General features: G+C 64.8%; 17 protein-coding genes, 1 tRNA gene and 1 pseudogene. 7 read left to right on the top strand and 12 right to left on the bottom strand.

All coding sequences use genetic code 11. From position 1 onward, the window contains the following. Nucleotides 1-86: 86 nt before the first annotated feature. From GRZ55_RS08455 to GRZ55_RS08445, 3 genes are all read left to right on the top strand, one after another. Nucleotides 87-1130: an LLM class flavin-dependent oxidoreductase gene (locus GRZ55_RS08455; protein WP_169286468.1), complete on the top strand. Its 1044-nt coding sequence runs from the start codon at nt 87-89 to the stop codon at nt 1128-1130. Between the two features lie 105 nt (nt 1131-1235). Beyond that, nucleotides 1236-2891 carry an acetolactate synthase large subunit gene (locus GRZ55_RS08450; protein WP_169286467.1) on the top strand — a complete coding sequence of 552 codons (1656 nt, stop codon included), beginning with the start codon at nt 1236-1238 and terminating at the stop codon, nt 2889-2891. 21 nt (nt 2892-2912) lie between these two features. Beyond that, nucleotides 2913-4295 carry an aldehyde dehydrogenase family protein gene (locus tag GRZ55_RS08445; RefSeq protein WP_169286466.1) on the top strand — a complete coding sequence of 461 codons (1383 nt, stop codon included), beginning with the start codon at nt 2913-2915 and terminating at the stop codon, nt 4293-4295. A gap of 144 nt (nt 4296-4439) precedes the next feature. On the opposite strand, the pseudogene GRZ55_RS08440 reads toward GRZ55_RS08445, so the two are convergent. Together GRZ55_RS08440 and GRZ55_RS08435 are read right to left on the bottom strand one after the other, a co-directional pair. Continuing rightward, a pseudogene (locus tag GRZ55_RS08440) lies at nt 4440-5903 on the bottom strand (catalase). Between the two features lie 239 nt (nt 5904-6142). Further along, entirely contained in the window at nt 6143-6754 is a 612-nt protein-coding gene (locus GRZ55_RS08435; protein WP_169286465.1) for a TetR-like C-terminal domain-containing protein, read from the bottom strand. Nucleotides 6755-6989: 235 nt separating this feature from the next. Between GRZ55_RS08435 and GRZ55_RS08430 the strand changes: the two genes are divergently transcribed. Then, nucleotides 6990-7892 carry an AraC family transcriptional regulator gene (locus GRZ55_RS08430; RefSeq protein WP_169286464.1) on the top strand — a complete coding sequence of 301 codons (903 nt, stop codon included), beginning with the start codon at nt 6990-6992 and terminating at the stop codon, nt 7890-7892. Between the two features lie 73 nt (nt 7893-7965). Here the strand turns inward: GRZ55_RS08430 and GRZ55_RS08425 are convergent, their stop codons facing one another. From GRZ55_RS08425 to GRZ55_RS08380, 10 genes are all read right to left on the bottom strand, one after another. Next, nucleotides 7966-8358 carry a RidA family protein gene (locus tag GRZ55_RS08425; RefSeq protein ID WP_169286463.1) on the bottom strand — a complete coding sequence of 131 codons (393 nt, stop codon included), beginning with the start codon at nt 8356-8358 and terminating at the stop codon, nt 7966-7968. 52 nt (nt 8359-8410) lie between these two features. Beyond that, nucleotides 8411-9115, bottom strand: coding sequence for a glutamine amidotransferase (locus tag GRZ55_RS08420; RefSeq protein ID WP_169286462.1), 705 nt, complete (start codon nt 9113-9115; stop codon nt 8411-8413). Nucleotides 9116-9126: 11 nt separating this feature from the next. Continuing rightward, on the bottom strand, nt 9127-10149 hold the full coding sequence (locus GRZ55_RS08415; RefSeq protein WP_246734605.1) for a homoserine dehydrogenase: 1023 nt from the start codon (nt 10147-10149) through the stop codon (nt 9127-9129). 142 nt (nt 10150-10291) lie between these two features. Then, nucleotides 10292-11122, bottom strand: a complete 831-nt coding sequence (locus GRZ55_RS08410; RefSeq protein ID WP_169286461.1) for an alpha/beta fold hydrolase — start codon at nt 11120-11122, stop codon at nt 10292-10294. A gap of 221 nt (nt 11123-11343) precedes the next feature. Further along, complete coding sequence (locus GRZ55_RS08405; RefSeq protein WP_246734604.1) at nt 11344-11898, bottom strand: DUF4260 domain-containing protein; 555 nt, start codon at nt 11896-11898, stop codon at nt 11344-11346. 172 nt (nt 11899-12070) lie between these two features. Continuing rightward, nucleotides 12071-13048, bottom strand: coding sequence for a phosphogluconate dehydrogenase (NAD(+)-dependent, decarboxylating) (gene gnd, locus GRZ55_RS08400; RefSeq protein ID WP_169286653.1), 978 nt, complete (start codon nt 13046-13048; stop codon nt 12071-12073). 475 nt (nt 13049-13523) lie between these two features. Further along, nucleotides 13524-13600, bottom strand: a tRNA-Met gene (locus GRZ55_RS08395). 138 nt (nt 13601-13738) lie between these two features. Further along, a complete protein-coding gene (locus tag GRZ55_RS08390) occupies nt 13739-14731 on the bottom strand; it encodes a YihY/virulence factor BrkB family protein (RefSeq protein ID WP_169286460.1) in 993 nt (330 codons plus the stop codon). A gap of 84 nt (nt 14732-14815) precedes the next feature. After that, a complete protein-coding gene (locus GRZ55_RS08385; RefSeq protein WP_169286459.1) occupies nt 14816-15121 on the bottom strand; it encodes a DUF6074 family protein in 306 nt (101 codons plus the stop codon). Nucleotides 15122-15243: 122 nt separating this feature from the next. Then, nucleotides 15244-15852 (bottom strand): hypothetical protein, encoded by a 609-nt coding sequence (locus GRZ55_RS08380; RefSeq protein WP_169286458.1) that lies wholly within the window; start codon nt 15850-15852, stop codon nt 15244-15246. A gap of 108 nt (nt 15853-15960) precedes the next feature. Here GRZ55_RS08380 and GRZ55_RS08375 point away from each other — a divergent pair, with 108 nt between their 5' ends. The 3 genes from GRZ55_RS08375 (at nt 15961) to xylA (ending at nt 20163) form a co-directional block, all read left to right on the top strand. Beyond that, complete coding sequence (locus GRZ55_RS08375) at nt 15961-17280, top strand: tetratricopeptide repeat protein (RefSeq protein WP_169286457.1); 1320 nt, start codon at nt 15961-15963, stop codon at nt 17278-17280. A 118-nt stretch (nt 17281-17398) separates the two neighbouring features. Continuing rightward, on the top strand, nt 17399-18853 hold the full coding sequence (xylB, locus tag GRZ55_RS08370) for a xylulokinase (protein ID WP_169286456.1): 1455 nt from the start codon (nt 17399-17401) through the stop codon (nt 18851-18853). Beyond that, nucleotides 18850-20163 (top strand): xylose isomerase, encoded by a 1314-nt coding sequence (gene xylA, locus GRZ55_RS08365; protein ID WP_169286455.1) that lies wholly within the window; start codon nt 18850-18852, stop codon nt 20161-20163. The genes xylB and xylA overlap by 4 nt, the downstream gene beginning before the upstream one ends. Nucleotides 20164-20190 lie beyond the last annotated feature (27 nt).

The raw sequence follows: 20190 nt of genomic DNA, 5'->3' as shown, positions 1-20190 counted from the left end.
CGCGTGGCCGATCGCCTTTCACCGGAGCCCTCGCGGCTGCCGAACTCCAGATCCATCAGGATCGACAACGCATTGCGAGAACCACCATGGAAATAGGCGTCGACAGCTTTGCAGCCATCCTTCCCGACCCGGCGACCGGTCTGCTTCCTTCCCCGACCGATCGCATGGCGGATCTGCTTGACGAGGTTGAAACCGCCGACCGTGTCGGGCTCGACGTCTTCGGCGTCGGCGAGCACCATCGCGCGGAGTTTCTCGATTCCGCGCCGGCCATCATTCTTTCGGCCGCCGCCGCCCGGACGAGCAAGATCCGTCTGACGAGCGCGGTGACGGTGCTGAGCGCAGCCGACCCGGTACGGGTTTTCCAGGAATTCGCGACGCTGGACCTGATTTCCAGGGGACGCGCCGAAATCGTCGTCGGGCGAGGCTCGTTCGGAGAAGCCTTTCCGCTGTTCGGCCTCGACACCCGCGCCTATGACGACCTGTTCGCCGAAAAGCTCGACCTGTTCCTGAAACTCGGCGAGGAGACCAACATCTCCTGGTACGGGCGCTATCGGCCGGCACTCCACGGAGAGGGCGTCTTCCCGCGTCCCCATCAGCCGCGGCTGCCGCTGTGGGTGGGCGTCGGCGGCACGCCGCGATCCTTCGAGCGCGCGGGCGAGCTCGGCCTTCCGCTGATGATCGCCATTATCGGCGGCACGTTCGACCGTTTCCGTCCGCTCGTCGATCTCTACCGCGAGGCCGGCAGGCGCGCTGGACACGCTCCCGAAAAGCTCGTTGTGGGCGTGCATGCGATGGGTTTCGTCGGCGAGACCGACGCCGAGGCCAAGGAGGCCTTTTTTCCCGGCTGGGCGCATCTGACCGGGACCATCGGACGCGAGCGCGGGTGGTCGACGCCTACGCGCCAGCCGTTCGAGGCGATGGCCAGCCCAGAAGGCGCTTTCCTGATCGGTGCCCCCGCGACGGTCGCCGCCAAGATGCTCGAGGCGAGCGAGACGCTCGGTGGCATCACGCGCGTCACCTTCCAGATGAGCACCGCCTCGCTCGAGACTGCCGCCATGAAGCGTTCGATCGAATTCCTGGGCACGGAAGTCGCGCCGATTGTCCGGGCCGCGCGAATAGCCGCAGCATAGACGTCCCCGGAATGGTCCCGCCTCGTCAAGCCGTGGCGCATCGTGCCTGCCCATGTATGATCGCCGCAGCGTTTCCGTCGATTGATCAATGCGAGGATTTAGACGATGCCCAAAGGATCCGACCTTCTTGTTGCCGCGCTGGAGAACGAAGGGGTGGAGCGCATCTTCGGCGTGCCGGGCGAGGAAAACCTCGACCTTCTTGAATCGCTGCGGACCTCCAGAATCAAGCTGGTCCTGACCCGCCATGAACAGGCGGCCGCCTTCATGGCGGCGACCCATGGTCGTCTCACGGGCAAGCCCGGCGTCTGCCTGGCGACGCTTGGGCCCGGCGCGCTCAATTTCTCGACGGGCGCGGCCTATGCGCATCTCGGCGCCATGCCGATGATCCTCATCACCGGCCAGAAGCCGGTGATGAGCGCCAAGCAAGCCCGTTTCCAGATCGTCGATATCGTCGCCTCGATGAAGCCGCTGACCAAGATGACGCGCCAGATCGTCAGTGCCGCCGCCATACCCTCGACGGTGCGCGACGCCTTTCGCGTCGCGATGGAGGAGCGGCCAGGTCCGGTACATCTGGAGCTGCCGGAGGACGTTGCGGGCGAGGAGGTCGCAAACGTCCCGGTCATTCCGGTCCACGCGACGGATCGGCCCGTTGCCTCGGCCCGGTCCCTCGACAGTGCGGCGGAGATAATCCTTGGTGCCAGCCGTCCGCTCGTCATGTTCGGCGCGGCAGGTAACAGGCCGGCGCTGGTCGATGCGCTTTCGAGTTTCGTGAGGCGCACGCGGTTGCCCTTCTTCAACACACAGATGGGCAAGGGGGCGGTGACCGGCGGCTCGAACCTCTACATGGGAACCGCTGCGCTCTCGGAGGGCGACTATGTCCACGAGGCGGTGGAACGCGCCGACCTGATCATCGCCATCGGCCACGACACGATCGAGAAGCCGCCCTTCCTCATGAAGAGCGCCGGCGGGCCGAAGGTCATCCATGTCGGCTATCAGTCGGCCACGGTCGAACAGGTCTACCATCCTGATTTCGAGGTGATCGGTGATATCGGGGCCGCGGTTGAGGGGCTTGCCGAGCGTCTCGAAGGGAAACTTTCGCCCGACGAGGGGATGCTCGACCTGCGCCAGCGAATCCTCGCCCGCATCAACGACCGTGCCGAGGAAGAACGCTTTCCGCCAACCCCGCAGTGCATCGTCCATGATGTCCGCAAGGTGATGCCGGAAGACGGCATCGTCTGCCTGGACAACGGCATGTACAAGATCTGGTTCGCCCGCAACTACCGGACCCATGTCGCCAACACGCTGCTGCTCGACAATGCGCTGGCCACGATGGGGGCCGGGCTTCCCTCGGCGATGATGGCGGCGATGCTGCACCCGGACCGGCGCGTCATGGCGGTCTGCGGCGATGGCGGCTTCATGATGAACTCGCAGGAGATGGAAACGTCGGTGCGACTGGGGCTGAACCTCGTCGTCGTCATCCTCAACGACAGCGCCTACGGCATGATCCGCTGGAAGCAGGCGGTGGACGGTTTTGCGGATTTCGGCATGAGCTTCGGCAATCCCGATTTCGTGCGCTATGCGGAGGCCTACGGCGCCAAGGGCTCGCGGGTCACGGTGGTCGAGGATCTTGTCCCCACGCTCGAAGCCGCTTTCGTCGGCGGCGGTGTTCATCTGGTCGATGTGCCGATCGATTATTCCGAGAACACCCGTGTTCTCGTCGACGAGTTGCGCAACCGCAGCCCCATGGTGGAACTCGGGTAATCCAGCAAAGGGAGACCGACAATGCTGACAGTCGTGCAGGCCTTCGATCGTGCGCCGATCGCCGAGATCGAGACAGACGATGCCGCCGCGCTGGAGCGAAAGTTGCAGGCCGCCGAGCGCGCCTTTAGGGACCGCGACGGCTGGCTGAAGCCGCATGAGCGCATGGCGATCCTGCGCAAGCTCGCCGCGCTGATGGAAGGCAAACGCGACCATCTCGCCATGCAGATCGCACGCGAGGGCGGCAAGCCGCTGCCCGACGCGATCATCGAGACCAACCGCGCCATCGACGGGGTCCACAATGCCGCCGATGAGCTGCGCAATCTCGCCGGCCGCGAGATTCCGATGGGCCTTTCCGCGGCCGCCGAAAACCGTTGGGCCTTCACCACCAGGGAGCCCATCGGCATCGTCGCGGCGATCTCCGCCTTCAACCATCCCTTGAACCTGATCGTCCATCAGGTGGCGCCGGCCATCGCTGTTGGCTGCCCGGTCATCGTCAAGCCGGCCTCCACGACGCCGCTGTCCTGCCTCGATTTCGTGGCGCTGCTGCGCGAGGCGGGCCTGCCCGAGCCTTGGTGCCAGACCTTCATCACCGATGACAACGCACTGGCCGAAAGACTGGCGACCGACGGACGCGTCGCCTTCCTGAGCTTCATCGGTTCAGCTCGGGTCGGCTGGTCGCTGCATTCCAAGCTCGCCCCCGGCACGCGCTCGGCGCTGGAGCATGGCGGCGCAGCACCAGCCATCGTCGATCGCAGTGCCGATCTCGGCAAGGTTATCGAGCCGATCGTCAAGGGCGGCTACTACCATGCGGGACAGGTCTGCGTGTCGACGCAGCGCATCTTCGTTCATGCCGACATCGCCGAGGACTTCACGCAGAGGCTCGTCGCGCGCGTCGAGAAACTGCGCACAGCCGATCCGACCCGGAAGGACACCGAAGTCGGCCCGCTGATCCTGCCGCGCGAGGCGGACCGGGTCGCACAATGGATCAAGGAAGCGGCCGAAGGCGGGGCCACGCTGGCCACCGGCGGCAAGCGCCTGTCCGAAACCATGCTTGAGCCGGCGGTGCTGCTCGACCCGGCTGCCGACGCGAAGGTTTCGACACTGGAGGTTTTCGGCCCGGTGGTCGCGGTCTATCTTTATGCCGATCTGGATGAGGCCATCCGTCAGGCCAATGCGCTGCCCACGGCTTTCCAGGCCAGCATCTTCGCCCAGGATATCGACGTCGCGATGCGCGCGGCCAATCGGCTCGATGCCTCTGCCGTGATGATCAACGATCCCACCGCCTTCCGCACTGACTGGATGCCGTTTGCCGGCCGCCGCCAGTCCGGATACGGCACCGGCGGCATCCCCTACACCATGCGCGACATGACGCAGGAAAAGATGATCCTGATGCGCAGAAGCTGATCCCCAGCGGCCGTCAGACCCGGCCTCGCGAAGCCTGCTCGCGCGGTTCGTTCCGGTGAGGGCCGACGAGAGCGCTTGGGGAGGGGCGGGGCTTGGCGCTCTCGTCGGCACACGTTCCGGCGGGAGGGGGACGGCCGGACGTGATCAGAATTGCGGGTCCACTGCATCCAGAGCAGCGCAGATTCCGGCGGCGAAATCCGGATGGACCTGGCGGAAAAGCTCGATCTGGCGTTCGACAATGAAGTCCGGGACGCCCTTCATTGCGGCGGCGACGTTGGCAAACAGGCGGGCCTTCTGCCCGTCGTCGAACAGCAGGAACAGCGCGCGCGGCTGGCTGAAATCGTCGTTCCCGTCCCGATGATCGAACCGGGCAGCCGGTCCCTCAATCGCGAGCGGCGGATCGCCGAACGCGACGTCCTCCACCGGGCCGGCGAAGCTGTTCGGCTCGTAATAGGCGTCCGCGTTGGGCATGTTGCCGAAGAAGCGCATCGCCCCGTCCTTGTGGTAGTGATGGACCGGGCATCGCGGTCGGTTGACCGGCAGCGCCTCGTAGTGCGTGCCCAGTCGGTAGCGATGGGCATCCGCATAGGCGAATATCCTGCCCTGAAGCATTCTGTCGGGCGAATGGCCGATGCCGCGAACGACGTTTGACGGGCTGAAGGCGAGCATCTCGATCTCGGCAAAGTAGTTGTCGGGATTGCGGTTGAGTTCGAGCACGCCGATGTCGATCGGCGGAAATTCGGCATGTGGCCAGACCTTGGTCAGGTCGAACGGGTTGGAGGGAAATTCCTCCGCCTCGGCCTGTGTCATGATCTGCACCTGCACGATCCATTACGGGAATTCTCCCGCCTCGATCGCGCCGAACAGCGCTTCCTGGTAACCTTCCCGGGTTCTTCCAACCACCTCTTCCGCCTCGGCATTCGTGTAGTGGCGATGGCCCTGTGACGTCTTGAAGTGGAACTTGACCCAGACCCGCTCGCCCTTGTCGTTCCACAGGCTGTAGGTGTGGCTGCCGTAGCCGTTCATGTGCATCGGGCTGACCGGCAGGCCGCGGTCGGAGAAGAGGATCGTCACCTGATGCAGGCTCTCCGGCGATAGGGACCAGAAGTCCCACATCGCCGTCGCCGATCGCAGATTGGTGCGCGGGTGGCGCTTCTGAGTGTGAATGAAGTCGGGAAACTTGAGCGGATCACGAACGAAGAAGACCGGCGTGTTGTTGCCCACCAGATCCCAGTTGCCTTCTTCGGTATAGAACTTGAGCGCGAAGCCGCGGACGTCCCGTTCATGGTCTGCGGCACCCATTTCTCCGGCAACCGTCGAGAACCGCGCGATCATGGGCGTCTCGGTGCCGGGCTGCAGCACCTTGGCGCAGGTCAGGTGCGATATGTCGCCCGTTATCCTCAACGTGCCATGCGCGCCCCAGCCCTTGGCGTGGACCACCCGCTCGGGAATCCGTTCGCGGTTCTGGTGGGCCAGCTTCTCGATCAACTGCCAGTCCTGCAGGAGGACCGGACCGCGATCGCCGGCGGTCAGGCTGTTCTGGTTGTCGGAAACCGGCGCGCCGGCGGTCGTTGTCAAGCGCAGCTTCTGATCGTCGTGTGGAGGCATCGTCAGCTCTTTCCTGGGTTCCCACCGGGTGCCGGCTGGCAGCGTATTGACCGGACCCTTCCGCGCCATTCACGTCTGTGGCTCGATAATATCGAGCCACACCGGCAAAGCGTCGCGGAGCCTGCTGTGACGAAGCAGTTCTTGCGATGAACAACCCAAGGTTGGAGACGGACGGACGATCGCGCGGTTGAACAAGACCGGCCTACTGCGTGCTCACACTGCCTGGTGCAAATGCCGGTTCAGCAGGCCTTTATGGCGGCTTCAACGGCTATGCCCAGTCTCTGCAGGTCGGCGCCCGTGCAGTTTTTCCCTCGGACGATCATGCGCGAGTAGAGGGGGGCAAAGAGTAGATCGAGCGCGAGCTCCCTGTTGAGGTCCGCATGCAGTTCGTTGCGGGCAATGGCGCGGTCCAGAAGCCGATGTCCGAACTGACGCCGCGCCTCGGAAATGCGATCCAGCATCGTAGCCAGGTCTTTCGACCGCAAACGTTCAGCCACCAGATCGGGGACAATTCGACAGACGAGAGGATGTCTCAGCACCGCGCGCGTTGCTCGCAGATGTGCGGTGACATCCGCGTGCAGAGACCCCTGGTCGTGGGAACCCAGCCGCATCACTTCGACGCTTTGTATCGCTTCGCACGCGAACTCCAGTTTAGATGGCCAGCGACGGTAAATAGCCGCCTTGCCCGCGCCCGCCCTGGCAGCCACACGCTCCAGGCTCACTGCGGCATATCCGGTCTCTGCCCACTCTTCGAACAATGCCCTGTACAGCGCGGTGGTCAGTTCAGGCTGCATGACCGCCGCACCGCTCGGGTTTCGCTTCTTTTTGCCGTCGATACTCTTGCGTTCCATCCAGAGTTCCTCCATCGTGGATGAGACGGTAGCGTTTCAACCATCAAGCGACAGAGGTTGAAGCAACCTTCAACGGATATTTTTCGGGTGGCCGAATACGAGCCTCGCCGCATTGCCTTTCGCGTGCGACCCCCGGGAAGAATTCTTGCTTTGACCCATGTCGCGCGATCGATCCCGGAGCGTGCAGTATGCGCGGCTAGGAACGTAGGGCTGCAGGTCGCATAGGAGACACAGCATGACTGTGCATGCCTATTCCTCCTTCGTGCAGTGGTTCCGTGATGGTCCATTTGCGCCCTATGTGCGCACCATCAAGAGCTCCGGCGGCTTCCTCAACATGATGGAAACTGCCATGCCTGCAGTCGAAATGTCGGACCCCGCCGTACCCGACCTGGTCCTGCATTACGATCTGAGGGGTGGCTTTGCCGTCAACGCCGACCTCGGCTCAGGTCGTTTCAGTGCGACGACCCGCCCGGGGGATCTCTTGCTGGCCGCGCCAAACTTCGCCAACTCGATCAGCGTCGACAGTGATCACCATGTTCGTTCGATTGCCTTCCCGATCGCATATTGGACGCGGCTTGTGGAGGACATTCCTCAGCGGGCTACCCACCTCGATTTCGGGGCACTACACCGAGGAACGTTCAACTCGTCCAGAATCCGGTCAGCGCAGCGCCAGCTTTGGCGCCTTTGTGACGACGAGGGGGCACCTTCGCGGTTGCTGGCGCAGGCCGCCGGCTGCGAAATTCTGGCCGAGCTTTGCAATTTGGCCGGTTCGCCGCTTGCCTCAGCGCGCGGAGGGCTTGCTCCTTGGGCGCAGCGGCGCTGTCTGGAACTGCTGCATGCGCGGCTTTCGGAAGACATCGGCCTCGACGAACTGGCGGCCGAGGCGCGGCTGTCTCCGTTCCATTTCGCACGCATGTTCAGGCAAAGCGTCGGCGTGCCGCCTCGGGTCTATCTGACGCGACTGAGGATGGAGAAGGCCTGCGAGCTCCTCGAGACGACGGACATGTCGGTCACCGAGATCGCGCAGGAGGTGGGATATTCGTCGAACCAGGTGCTCGCCCGTGTGTTCCTCAAGCACCAGCGCATGAGCCCGACCGACTACCGCCGGGCGGTCCGTGATCCGGTGCACCGAAGCTGACGTGTTGCGCGGGCGAGCGACCCTTCAGCATGTGAGATGACTGGGGACTGTGCCTGTCGGGTTGCGTTCAGCCTCAAGCAGGTATGCGCGCGATGGCCTTGATCTCGAAGTGGAAGCCCGAAAGCCAGGTCACGCCGACCGCGGTCCAGTTCGGATAGTCGGGGCCGGGAAAGACCTCGTCCTTGACGGCCATCATCAGCCCTGCATGGCGTTCGGGGTCGACATGAAAGGACGTGACGTCGACCACATCGCGGAACGTGCAGCCCGCTGCAGTCAGAACCGCACCCAGATTGTCGAAAGCCAGCCTGATTTGCGCGGCGATATCCGGTTCCGGGCTGCCATCCTCGCGGCTGCCCACCTGTCCTGACACGAACAACAGATCACCAGACCGGATCGCGGCCGAGTATCGGTTCTTTTTGTACAGCTCTTGCCGTCCTTCGGGGAAAATCGGAGTTGGTTTGGTCATAATGGGGTCCTTTCGCTGTCATGGTCGATGCGAGGCGCTGCTCGCTACGGTGTCAATGCTCGAGATACGACAGCCAGTCGGTCAGCATGGCCGCTCCGGCCGTTTCGAGATCGTCGGCATATCGCTGTGCATCGCGGCGCAGCGTGATGGGATCGATGCCCGCGCTGGCCAGTTCATTCGCGTGGCCCAGAAGCCAGTGCTCAAACCGCGCGCCAAGGAGCTCCGGGTGGAACTGGAGGCCGAGCACGTTCGGTCCGCGCGAAAAGGCCTGATTTGTGCAGAGCGCGGTGGAAGCGAGCAGAGTGCTGCCTTCCGGCAGGTCGAACGTGTCGCCATGCCAGTGAAGCACGGGAACGTCGCGCAGCGCGGCAAGAGGGTTGGGCGATGCCGTGTCCGATAGATCGAGTGCCGACCAGCCGATCTCCTTAGCCGGACCCGGATAGACGCGCGCGCCGAGGGCCGCCGCCATCAACTGCGCGCCGAGACAAATGCCGAGCGTCGGCCGGTCGGCCGCGAGCCGCGCCCGCAGCAGGCCTATCTCCTCGGTGACGACCGGATAGGCGTCATGGTCGTAGACTGCGATCGGGCCGCCCAGAACCACCAGGAGATCGGCGCCGAGAGGGTCGAGCGTTGCCGGGTCGCGCTCTGCCACATCGATGTATTCGATGTCGTAGCCGGCCTCTCGCAAGGGGGCCGCGAAGCTGCCCAGGTCCTCGAAGCCTATGTGCCGGATGGCCTGCACGGTCTTCACTGTCATTGCTCTCCTGCCTAACCGCCGATGCCCCGCGCTGCTCTTGCCGTCAGGATGTGTTCGAGATCCTTGAGCGCGGCGGCCGCGGTGGCGAGAGGCTCGGTTCCGGACCCGATGGCGATCGTCTCGCCCATTGCGTCCGTGGTGATGCGGATTGCCTTGTTCTTTCCCGACACTTGCGCGAGCGGATCGCTCAGTGGGTAGGTCCGGACACCGACGGCCGCCCGCGTCGCGCCATCCGTCCGGACCAGGCTTCCGACGAGTTTTGGAACGAGCCCCTGCTTCCGCCACGTTTCGATGTCGCGCGCGGCCACCGACTGAATGCCCTCGACGACCAGATCATCCATCGTCAGGTCGGCGTCGAGGCCGAAATTGGCGATCAGGATCAGCTTGCTGGCGGTGTCCCAGCCCTCGGTGTCGTTGCGTGGGTCGGCTTCGGCGAAACCGCCCGCCTGGGCGCGCGCCAGGGCTTCCTCGAAGCCGAGCTTCTGGTTCATCATCGCGTCGAGCAAATAGTTGGTGGTGGCGTTCAAAATGCCTTCGATTTCGAGCACTTCGCAGCCCTTCAGGCTGTGCTCGATGAGGTCGATCGTCGGCAGCGCGGCGGCGGCCGCGCCGCTGAGCTTCAGCATCGCGCCTGTGGAACGCGCGAGGGCCCGTAGTTCCGGCCCGCTATGGACCAGTGCGCCCTTCGAGATGACGATGGCGTCGCGTCCGGCCGACAGCGCCGAATGGATGTAGGCGAGGCCCGGCCCGCCGGTACGGAAATCGCTGGGGCCAGCCTCGATGAGAATGTCGGCGCCGCTTGCCTCGATGAATGCCGGACCCGAGAGGCCCGGCTCGAGCGCGTCCAGAAGCTCGGGCTCCAGGCCGCCTGCATCGGCCAATCCGGATCGCGATCCGCAGACCGCGACGAGGCGCAAGTCGACACCATGGACCTGCCGGTAGCGGTCGCGGCGGGCCAGGAGAAGGTTGGCCGTGGCGCGGCCCACGCCCCCGAAACCGGCGATCGCGACCTTGATGATATTCATGGTTTCCATGCGTCATCTTCCAGCATCGAGCACGGCTTGCCAACGCTTGCTAGAGCACCGAACACACTCGCCTCGAAAGCCGAGACTATCCGGAAGCGCCGATCGGCGGTCGCCATCCGTGCGGCCGCCGATCATCTCGGTCGAAGCCGTCTCAGGCGCGGATGAAGGCCAGCATGTCCGGGTTCACCACTTCGGGATGCGTGGCGAACAACCCGTGCGAAAGGCCGGGATAGGTCCTCAGCGTGCCGTCACTGACAAGCTTGATCGCCTTGTGCGCCGAATTCTCGATTGGGACGATCTGATCATCCTCGCCGTGAATGATCAGCACGGGAATGGTGAGTGCCTTCAGGTCCTCCGTGAAGTCCGTCTCCGAAAACACCACAATGCAGTCATGATGCGCCTTCGCGCCGCCGGCCATCCCCTGGCGCCACCAATTGTCGACCAGCCCCTGGCTGACCTTCGCGCCCTCTCGGTTGAAGCCGTAGAAGGGCCCGCTCGGCAGATCGCGATAGAACTGCGCGCGATTTGTCTCCAGGGCGGAGCGCAATCCGTCGAAGACCGCCATGGGAACGCCGTCCGGGTTCGCATCGGACTGAGCCATCACCGGCGGGATCGCGGCGATCAGGATGACCTTCGCCACCCGGCCACGCTCGGCCAGGGCCGCATAGCGCGTGACTTCGCCGCCGCCGGTCGAATGGCCGATATGGACCGCGTCGCGCAGATCGAGCGCCTTGGCGATCTCGGCCACGTCCGCGGCATAGGTGTCCATATCGTTGCCGGTATCGGTCTGGTCGGATCGGCCATGGCCACGCCGATCATGCGCGATCACGCGAAAGCCCTCGGAGAGGAAGAACAGCATCTGGTTGTCCCAGTCGTCGGCGCTGAGCGGCCAGCCATGATGGAACACGACAGGCTGCGCGTCCTTCGGCCCCCAGTCCTTGTAGAAGAGGGTAGTCCCGTCGGATGTCGTGATGGTTGCCATTGGATGTCTCCTTGCAAGCCAGATTGATCAGGCCGAGAAATTGGCGGGGTCTGAGCAGCCGCGATCTCATCTGGTCGGAACACGCGCCTGCGTCACGTGACGGTTCTAGCGTTTTGGCAAATTTGCCGCGGCGCGGAAGCTGCCATGAACGTGCCGATCTTGCGGACACCTGCTTGCAGCCAGGCATTCCGACCAGGTTTTCGGTCTCTGGTCGCCGGACCTTATTGCTGTGGATCCAATCGGTGATCGCGCTTACCCGCATTTCGAACTGCATCGCGTGCTTCGTCCCGGCCGGGTCGGCCGATCGAACCGAGGTGGGTGTGGCGGAAGCCGGCGGCATATTTGAGCCCGAAGCCCAGGCTGCGATCGAAGGCGGCATGAGCCACGAATATCAGGGCGACTTGCCAGAGCATGGCGTTACCGGTCAGAACACCGGCGACGCCCAGCGCGGCGTGCAAGATGTAGCTGTGGACGGCATTGTACAGAACCGCGCCCACCTTCCTGCCCGCCACATAGCCAACCAGACTGAGGTCTGGAGCAAAAAACAGGAGGGCGAATATCCAGAGCTCGCCGCCCAACAGGAAAAAGAGCGCGGTGCTGGCTGCGAACACCGAAAGCGCTTCCACACGAAGAAGCCGCTGGACCTGGCCGGTCGCCTGACCGTGGTCGCTTTGCCCGAAATCCGTTTTGGTGTTCATCGGCGGTCCAGTCATGCAGGAGAATTCGAGGCGATAACCGCCCGTATCGGCCCGGCTCGAGCACCAACTGTTGGCCATTGGCCGGCCCGCATCAGCGGTCGGTCAAACGTTCTGTTTCTTATTCACCCTAGCGACATCCGGGGCGCGGCGCGGTGCGGATGCTGCTGTGAAGGTGCACGGCTTGCTCCGCTCAGCCTCGGCTTGCTGGAGACGGTCCGCCCGGCAGCCGAGGCGCGTCTATCCGCCTCGTTCACTGCGGCATCTCGACATGCCCACCAAAGCCGAAGCGCATCGCCGAGAGAAGCTTGTCGCCAAAAGTGTGGTCGACGCGGCTGCGATAGCGCGCGAACAAGGCCGCCGAGAGGACATAGGCCGGGACGGCTTCCTCCATCGCCGCGTCGATCGTCCACTGTCCCTCGCCCGAATCCGAGACATGGCCGGAGAACTGTTCGAGCATCGGATCCTCGACCAGGCTGATAGCGCACAGGTCGAGCAGCCACGAAGAGATCACGCTCCCGCGGCGCCAGACTTCGGCAACGTCGGTCAGGTTGATGTCGAAGCGTTCCTCGGGCGCGAGCCGTTCGGAGGACTTGCTCTTGAGAATGTCGAAGCCTTCGGCATAGGCCTGCATCAGGCCGTATTCGATCCCGTTGTGGACCATCTTGACGAAATGGCCGGCGCCGGTGGGGCCGGCATGGATATAGCCGCGTTCGGCGCGATCGTCGGACGCGTCGCGACCGGTGGTGCGGACGACCGAGCCAAGGCCAGGCGCGAGGGTATCGAAGATTGGATCCAGGAGGTCGACGATCTCCTTGTCACCGCCGATCATCATGCAATAGCCGCGCTCAAGCCCCCAGACCCCGCCCGACGTGCCGACATCGACGTAGTGGAGCTGCTTGTCCTTTGCTGCGGCACCACGTTTGATGTCGTCCTTGTAGAAGCTGTTGCCGCCATCGATGATGATGTCGCCAGGCTCGGACAATTCCATAAGCGCGTCGACCGCGCTTTGGGTAGCAACGCCCGCCGGGAGCATCACCCAGAAGATACGCGGGGCAGTGAGCTTGGCGACGACTTCTTCGAGCGAACTCGCTCCGATGGCGCCTTCACCAGCGAGCGTGGCGACCGCGCCAGCATCGCGGTCGAAGGCGACGATCTCATGGTCGCCGAGCATCAGCCGGCGCGCGATATTGGCTCCCATCCGGCCGAGGCCGATCATTGCAAGACGCACCATCCTATTCCTTCTGTCAGAATTTCCACACGGCCTGGAAAGGCTAGACCAGGCACGTCGACGATGAAACCGTTGAACGTCTTCACGCCGTCCACGCGGAGCCGATCTTGGTTCCGCTGCGAAACACACGGTTGCTTGTTCAAATGTCCGCTTGTGGGTGAGGGTGAAGCTGAACTGAACGTTGGGCTTGAGGGCGCATAGCTGCCAGTGTCTGCTGAGCTCGAACGCATCAGCTTCCCACCCTGATGATTTCGTTGGAGGTCGATTCCAAGGCGGCTGTTCGGGTACGAAGCGCGATAGGGATGGCGACCCAGAAGGCTGCCACATGACGGGAGAACCTGGCTTGGACGTAGTAGCGACCATCACGCCGGAAAATGCCAGCCACGAGACATCTCCACGTGCATCGCCGCGAGATGTCTCACATTACCGGAACCTCCGTTCCGACTATGTGATTGATTTTCCTATCCGGGATCAATGGTAGCGGAGGAGGGATTCGAACCCCCGACACAAGGATTATGATTCCTCTGCTCTAACCTACTGAGCTACTCCGCCCCGTGTCCCCGGGCCGGCCGAAGGGCGGTGGGGTGGTCGCGAGGACGGGCGGATATAAGGGGGGTGCGTCCGGCCTGTCAAGCGTGGCCCGGGCACCTTTTGCCGGCTGGCGGCAGGCCGCCGGCGCTTCGCTTCCGCTCAACCCTGCGGACGCTGCGTCTCGGCGTCCTCATCCACCGACGGGCCGAGCGTATCGGCCATCACGGCGCCGCGCCTGCCCATGGGCCGGGGCTTGCCCGTCGTCGTGTCGACCGCCGTCTGGTGTTCGATCTCGGCGTTGAGCTGCGCGCCGACCAGCAGAACCATGACCGAAATCCATGTCCACATCATGAAGCCGATAGCGGCCCCCAGCGAGCCATAGGTGGCGTTGTAGTCGGCGAAACCCTGGAGGTAGAAGGAAAAGCCGGCCGAGGCCACGATCCAGACCAGGCAGGCCAGCATGCTGCCCCAGCTCACCCAGCGCCACTGCGCGCGCGCGCGGCTGGGCCCGAAGCGATACAGGACGGAAATGCCGATGCCCGCCACGACCAGGAGAATCGGCCAGCGCGCATAGCGCAGGATGAGATCCGTGAACTCGTCGACCGGGAGCAGCGCCAGCAATGCCGGCAGGATGCCCACCACGGCGATCAGCACGACGGCCACCAGCATGACGCCGATGGTGAAGACGAAGGACAACAGGTTGAGGGCCACGAAGGATCGTTTCTCGCGCTCGCGATAGGCGATGTTAAGCGCCTCGAAAAGCGTCTTCACGCCGTTATTGGCGCTCCAGAACGCGACCGCGAAGGCGATCAGGAAGCTGATGCCCAGCGTGTCCTGGCCCTCGCGGGCGAACTCCATCAGCTGGCCCTCGATCAGCTCGAGCCCGCCCTGAGGCAGAATGCCGGCGAGCATGCTCAGATGGCCGGCGATCGTCGTGGGATCGGCGAAGAAGCCGTAAATGGAGACGAAGGCAGCCAGGGCGGGAAACAGCGCGAGAAGAAGATAGAAGGTCGCGCCGGCCGCGATCAGCATGACGCGATCCTCGTTGAAGCGCGCGATCATGCGCCACATTATGTCCCGCCAGCCCAGCCGGGGAATCTGCGATGGCCATTCGGCGCCGCGTCCTCGAATGTCCTCGTTGCCGTCGCTCATGCCGCCCTCGATTGCCTCCTCAGAAGAACAGACGAAGGCGTTATCGGTTCCCGTATGCCGCGGCGGCCTGCGGTCGGGGGTCGCTCAGGCCTCCTTGCAGCAGGCGCAGCCCGGCGCCTTTTCCAGAAGCAGCCTGTCGACCTCGCAATCGACCTCGTGGAAAAAGGCGCCGACCGCCTCGTCCTGTTCGCATTCGCTCAGCCCGAGCGCCGCCAGACGGGCAAACATCGCGTCGGAGACGCGCGCGCATTCGCGGTCGGCGGCGGCCTGGCTGCGCTTGCGCGCCAGACGCCGGGCCAGATCCTCGATCTCTCTGGATTGCCTGGACAGCGGAAAAAGAACCACTGCGCGCTGCGGTTCTGCGACGATAAGCGACTGATTGTGAAACATGTTTACCCCAACTGTCCCCAAAAATCCGAATGCGCCAACCGCTGATCTTCGCACGAGCCCCTCGTTTTCGCGAATCAGCCGTCGGGCTTCAGTCACAATCGGCTCCACCCCTTTACGAGACGTTACCCTTGGCTGGCATCGGATGCATCGCGGCCCGCCCGATCCTGGCTCAGGCGCTTCAGTTCGGCGAGCAGTTGCGGTCCGTGCGCCACGGCAATGAAGCCCCCGAGCTCGCCCATGCCGGTCGATGGCGGCGTGTCGTGGAGGCCACGCGATCGCGGCTCGCGGATGAAAAGAACCGTGGTGGCGCCGTTTCCATGTTCACGGGTGAGGGGGGCATCGGCGAAGCGCGACGGCGCGGCATCCTCGATGCGCGAGTTGGCGCCGCCCACGAGCATGACCGCGCGGCGGTCGGTGAGGCCATAGGTCACGTATCTGGCCTCGGACCACCGGCGCAGCGGGCGCATCGCGAGCAGCCCGGCTGCCGCCATGCCCGGCACCGCGAGCATCAGCACCAGAAAGGCGCCGAACTCGAGCGCGACCATACGCGGCAGGACCAGCAGCACCAGCGCCCACCAGGCAAGCACAAGGCAGGCCATGCCAGCCAGGGCAACGGGCGACGGGCCGAAACCGTGCAAGGCATAGCGCGTCCGATCCGGGGCACCCGCCCAGAGCAGTTTCTCATCGGCCGCCAGATGACTGCCCAGTTCCCGGGCCGCGCGCGTATCCATGGCTGCTTATAGCGGCGGGGGGCGACCGGGATCAATGAACGAGGACCATGGCGTGACCGCGGGCACCGCGCTACCATCGCCAGATCGCGGCATGATGGCGGATTCGACATGAAGGACATTCTCGGGCTCGAGGTAACCGGCGCCGACGCCGGGAGCCTCGAAACCTATCACCAGGCACTGGCGGGGCTGCAGTGCTTCGTGGGCGATCCCGTGGCCAGGCTGAACTCGACCCTCGCCGCCCGGCCGGATTTCGTCATGGCGCATGTCCTGAAAGGCTATCTCTTCGCCCTGTCGACGGAAGCGGCGGCCGCCGAGACCGCCCGCAAGGCAGCAGCGGCGGCGCAGGCGCTGGCCGCCAACCAGCGCGAGGCGCGCCACGTCGGCGCGCTGTCGGCGCTCGCGGCGGGCCGATGGCACGAAGCGGGCGGGATGCTGGCGGCGCTGACGCGCGACCACCCGCGTGACGTGCTGGCGCTGCAGGTCGGCCACCAGATCGACTTCTTCACCGGCAGTTCGGTCATGCTGCGCGATCGGATCGCGGCGGCACTGCCTGCGTGGGACGCTACCATGCCCGGCTTTCACGCCATTCTCGGCATGCACGCCTTCGGGCTGGAGGAAAACGCGGATTATGCGCGCGCCGAAGCCGAGGGGCGCCGGGCGCTCGAGCTGGAGCCGCGCGACGGCTGGGCGCATCATGCGGTCGCCCATGTGATGGAAATGCAGTGCCGCCAGCGCGACGGCATCGCCTGGATGCGCGACAATGTCGACAACTGGTCGGCCGACAGCTTCCTCAAGGTCCATAATTGGTGGCATCTGGCGCTCTATCACTACGAGCTGGGCGAGGCCGACGAGGTGCTGGCGCTTTATGACGGGCCGATCTATGGCAGCCGATCGACGCTGGCGCTCAACATGGTCGACGCCTCGGCGATCCTGTGGCGGCTGCATCTGGGCGGCGTGGATGCGGGCGAGCGATGGGGCACGCTGGCCGACAACTGGCAGGCGGCAAGGCCCGGCGGCCATTACGCCTTCAACGACGTCCATGCCGCGATGGCCTTTGTCGGCGCCGGGCGCTGGCGCGACCTCGATGCGCTCGTGGAGGCGCAGGAAGCGGCGCTGGCGGGCGCGGGCGACAATGTGGTCTTCACCCGCGATGTGGGGCACCCGGCGACACTCGCCATTGTCGCCTTCGGCCGGGGCGACTACGCCGCCGCCACGCGCCATCTCCTGCCGATCCGCAAGCTGGCCAGCCGGTTTGGCGGCAGCCACGCCCAGCGCGACGTCCTCGAACTGACCCTGATCGAGGCCGCCATCAGGGCAGGGGAAAACGAACTGGCGGGGCTTCTGACGGCGGAGCGGCAGTCCGCGCGCGCCCACAGTCCCCTCAGCGGCCTGTTCGCCGCCCGCGCCGCAAAGCTGTCGGCGACTTGAAAAGCCTGCCGCTTCCGATTTATTTTGTGATGCGAAAAAAATCGGATGGCAGGGTCGGCGATTTCTGCTAGTCCTGCCGAAAGGCCCGCTTGGGAGGCGCGGCCCGTGGGAGGAAACCATGTTCCTGGGTATCGATCTCGGCACGTCCGGGGTCAAGGCTCTGCTGATCGACGCCAACCAGAAGGTGATCGGCGCGGGCACCGGCCATCTCGATGTCTCGCGTCCGGTCCCCGGCTGGTCCGAACAGGATCCCGCACACTGGATCGCCGCAACGGGGGCCGCGCTCGACGCGCTGAAGGCGCAGCACAGCCGCGAGCTTGCCGCCGTCAAAGGCATCGGCCTCTCCGGCCAGATGCACGGCGCGACCCTCTTGGACGCTTCCGACAATGTCCTTCGGCCCTGCATCCTGTGGAACGACACCCGCAGCCATGTCGAGGCCGCCGCGCTCGACGCCGATCTTCTGTTCCGCAAAATCACCGGCAACATCGTCTTTCCGGGCTTCACCGCGCCCAAGCTCGCCTGGGTCAGGAACAACGAACCCGAAATCTTCGCAGCCGTCGCCAAGGTGCTGCTGCCAAAGGACTATCTGCGCCTCTGGCTGACAGGCGAGCACATCTCGGAGATGTCGGATTCGGCCGGCACCGCCTGGCTCGACGTCGAAAGGCGCGCCTGGTCGCCCGAGCTCCTGGCCGCCACCGATCTGGATGAGGCCCACATGCCGCGCCTGGTTGAGGGCACCGAGCCCGGCGGGCACCTGCGCGCCGAACTCGCTTCGCGCTGGGGCTTGTCCGGCCCGGTGGTCGTGGCCGGCGGGGCAGGGGACAATGCGGCGTCCGCCTGCGGCATGGGCACCGTGGCTGCCGGCCGCGCCTTCGTCTCGCTCGGCACGTCCGGCGTGCTCTTTGCCGCCAATGATGCCTACCTGCCCAACCCGGAAAGTGCCGTCCACACATTCTGCCACGCGCTGCCTGCGACCTGGCACCAGATGGGCGTCATCCTGTCGGCCACCGATTGCCTCAACTGGCTCGAAGGCGTGACCGGCACCGATGCCGCGCAGCTCACCGGCGCGCTGGGCGATGATCTGCGCGCGCCGACCGGCGTGACCTTCCTTCCCTATCTGTCCGGCGAGCGCACGCCCCACAATGACGCGACCATTCGTGGCGCCTTTGTCGGGCTTGCCCACCAGACCGACCGAATTGTTCTGACCCAGGCCGTGCTCGAAGGCGTGGCCTTTGCGCTGCGCGACAATCTGGAGGCGCTGAAGGCCGCCGGCACCACGCTTCACCGCGTCACCGCGGCCGGCGGCGGCTCGCGTTCGCCCTACTGGCTGAAGGCCATCGCCACGGCGTTGAACATCCCCGTCGACGTGCCGGCTTCCGGCGAATTCGGGGCCGCCTTCGGCGCCGCGCGGCTTGGTCTGATCGCGGCGGAGAAGGCCGATCCGCTCTCCGTCTGCACGCCGCCCGCCACCGCCCTTTCGATCGAGCCCGACCGCGATCTGGTCGGCGCCTTCGACGATTCCTACGCGCGTTTCCGCGCTCTTTACCCAGCCATCAAGGGAGTTTCCTCGTGAGCACAGGCTATTTCGGCGACATCCGCCCCATCACCCATGAAGGCCCGCAGAGCGCCAACGATCTGGCCTTCCGCCATTACGATCCCGACGAGATGGTGCTGGGCAAGCGCATGGAGGACCATCTGCGCTTTGCGGTCTGCTACTGGCACAATTTCGTGTGGCCCGGAAACGACCCGTTCGGCGGCGAGACGTTCGAGCGCCCGTGGTTTCCGGCCGACACGATGGACCTGGCGCGCCAGAAGGCCGACGTTGCCTTCGAGATGTTCTCGCTGCTCGGCGTGCCCTATTTCTGCTTCCACGACGCCGACGTGCGCCCCGAGGGCGCCACGCTTAAGGAAAGCGTGTCGCGGCTCGACGAGATCGGCGACTATTTCGCTTCCAAGATGAGCGAGACCGGCATCAAGCTCCTCTGGGGCACGGCCAATCTCTTTTCCAACCGCCGCTACATGGCGGGTGCTGCCACCAATCCCGATCCGGAAATCTTTGCCTATTCGGCGGCCACGGTGAAGGCCTGCATGGACGTGACCCAGCGCCTCGGCGGCGAGAACTACGTGCTGTGGGGCGGGCGCGAGGGCTACGAGACGCTGCTCAACACCAATATCGGCCAGGAGCTCGACCAGCTCGGCCGGTTCCTGTCCATGGTCGTCGAGTACAAGCACAAAATCGGCTTCAAGGGCACGATCCTGATCGAGCCCAAGCCGCAGGAGCCCACGAAACACCAGTATGATTTCGACGTCGCCACCGTCTACGGCTTCCTCAAGCGCTATGGGCTCGAGGACGAGGTCAAGGTCAACATCGAGCAGGGCCACGCGATCCTGGCTGGCCATTCCTTCGAGCACGAGCTGGCGCTGGCCAATGCGCTCGGCATCTTCGGTTCCATCGACATGAACCGCAACGACTACCAGTCGGGCTGGGACACCGACCAGTTCCCCAACAACGTGCCCGAGATGGCGCTGGCCTTCTACGAGATACTCAAGGGGGGCGGCTTCACCACCGGCGGCACCAATTTCGACGCCAAATTGCGTCGCCAGTCGCTCGACCCGGCCGATCTGCTGCACGCCCATATCGGCGGCATGGATTGCTGCGCCCGCGGCCTGAAGGCAGCCGCGAAGATGATCGAGGACGAAGCGCTCTCGAAGCCGCTCAGCGACCGCTACGCCGGCTGGCAGGGTGCGGAAGCCCAGGCCATGCTCAAGGGCGAACGCACGCTGGAAGAGATCTCCGCCCGCGCGCTGAAGGAGGGGCTCGATCCCAAGCCGGTCTCGGGTCGGCAGGAATGGCTGGAGAATGTGGTGAACAGGTATGTGTGAGGGGAGTCCAAGCGGGGTTTTTGCAGC

The sequence above is a fragment of the Chelativorans sp. ZYF759 genome (assembly GCF_012911015.1).
GTDB lineage: Bacteria > Pseudomonadota > Alphaproteobacteria > Rhizobiales > Rhizobiaceae > ZYF759.
This window is presented reverse-complemented; position numbering and strand designations above follow the sequence as displayed.

What these genes read in the sequence shown, in the direction of transcription:
- GRZ55_RS08455 (WP_169286468.1), top strand. Translation starts at nt 87, where the DNA reads ATGGAAATAGGCGTCGACAGCTTTGCAGCCATCCTTCCCGACCCGGCG.
- GRZ55_RS08450 (WP_169286467.1), top strand. Translation starts at nt 1,236, where the DNA reads ATGCCCAAAGGATCCGACCTTCTTGTTGCCGCGCTGGAGAACGAAGGG.
- GRZ55_RS08445 (WP_169286466.1), top strand. Translation starts at nt 2,913, where the DNA reads ATGCTGACAGTCGTGCAGGCCTTCGATCGTGCGCCGATCGCCGAGATC.
- GRZ55_RS08435 (WP_169286465.1), bottom strand. Translation starts at nt 6,754, where the DNA reads ATGGAACGCAAGAGTATCGACGGCAAAAAGAAGCGAAACCCGAGCGGT.
- GRZ55_RS08430 (WP_169286464.1), top strand. Translation starts at nt 6,990, where the DNA reads ATGACTGTGCATGCCTATTCCTCCTTCGTGCAGTGGTTCCGTGATGGT.
- GRZ55_RS08425 (WP_169286463.1), bottom strand. Translation starts at nt 8,358, where the DNA reads ATGACCAAACCAACTCCGATTTTCCCCGAAGGACGGCAAGAGCTGTAC.
- GRZ55_RS08420 (WP_169286462.1), bottom strand. Translation starts at nt 9,115, where the DNA reads ATGACAGTGAAGACCGTGCAGGCCATCCGGCACATAGGCTTCGAGGAC.
- GRZ55_RS08415 (WP_246734605.1), bottom strand. Translation starts at nt 10,149, where the DNA reads ATGGAAACCATGAATATCATCAAGGTCGCGATCGCCGGTTTCGGGGGC.
- GRZ55_RS08410 (WP_169286461.1), bottom strand. Translation starts at nt 11,122, where the DNA reads ATGGCAACCATCACGACATCCGACGGGACTACCCTCTTCTACAAGGAC.
- GRZ55_RS08405 (WP_246734604.1), bottom strand. Translation starts at nt 11,898, where the DNA reads ATGGCCAACAGTTGGTGCTCGAGCCGGGCCGATACGGGCGGTTATCGC.
- GRZ55_RS08390 (WP_169286460.1), bottom strand. Translation starts at nt 14,731, where the DNA reads ATGAGCGACGGCAACGAGGACATTCGAGGACGCGGCGCCGAATGGCCA.
- GRZ55_RS08385 (WP_169286459.1), bottom strand. Translation starts at nt 15,121, where the DNA reads ATGTTTCACAATCAGTCGCTTATCGTCGCAGAACCGCAGCGCGCAGTG.
- GRZ55_RS08380 (WP_169286458.1), bottom strand. Translation starts at nt 15,852, where the DNA reads ATGGATACGCGCGCGGCCCGGGAACTGGGCAGTCATCTGGCGGCCGAT.
- GRZ55_RS08375 (WP_169286457.1), top strand. Translation starts at nt 15,961, where the DNA reads ATGAAGGACATTCTCGGGCTCGAGGTAACCGGCGCCGACGCCGGGAGC.
- xylB (WP_169286456.1), top strand. Translation starts at nt 17,399, where the DNA reads ATGTTCCTGGGTATCGATCTCGGCACGTCCGGGGTCAAGGCTCTGCTG.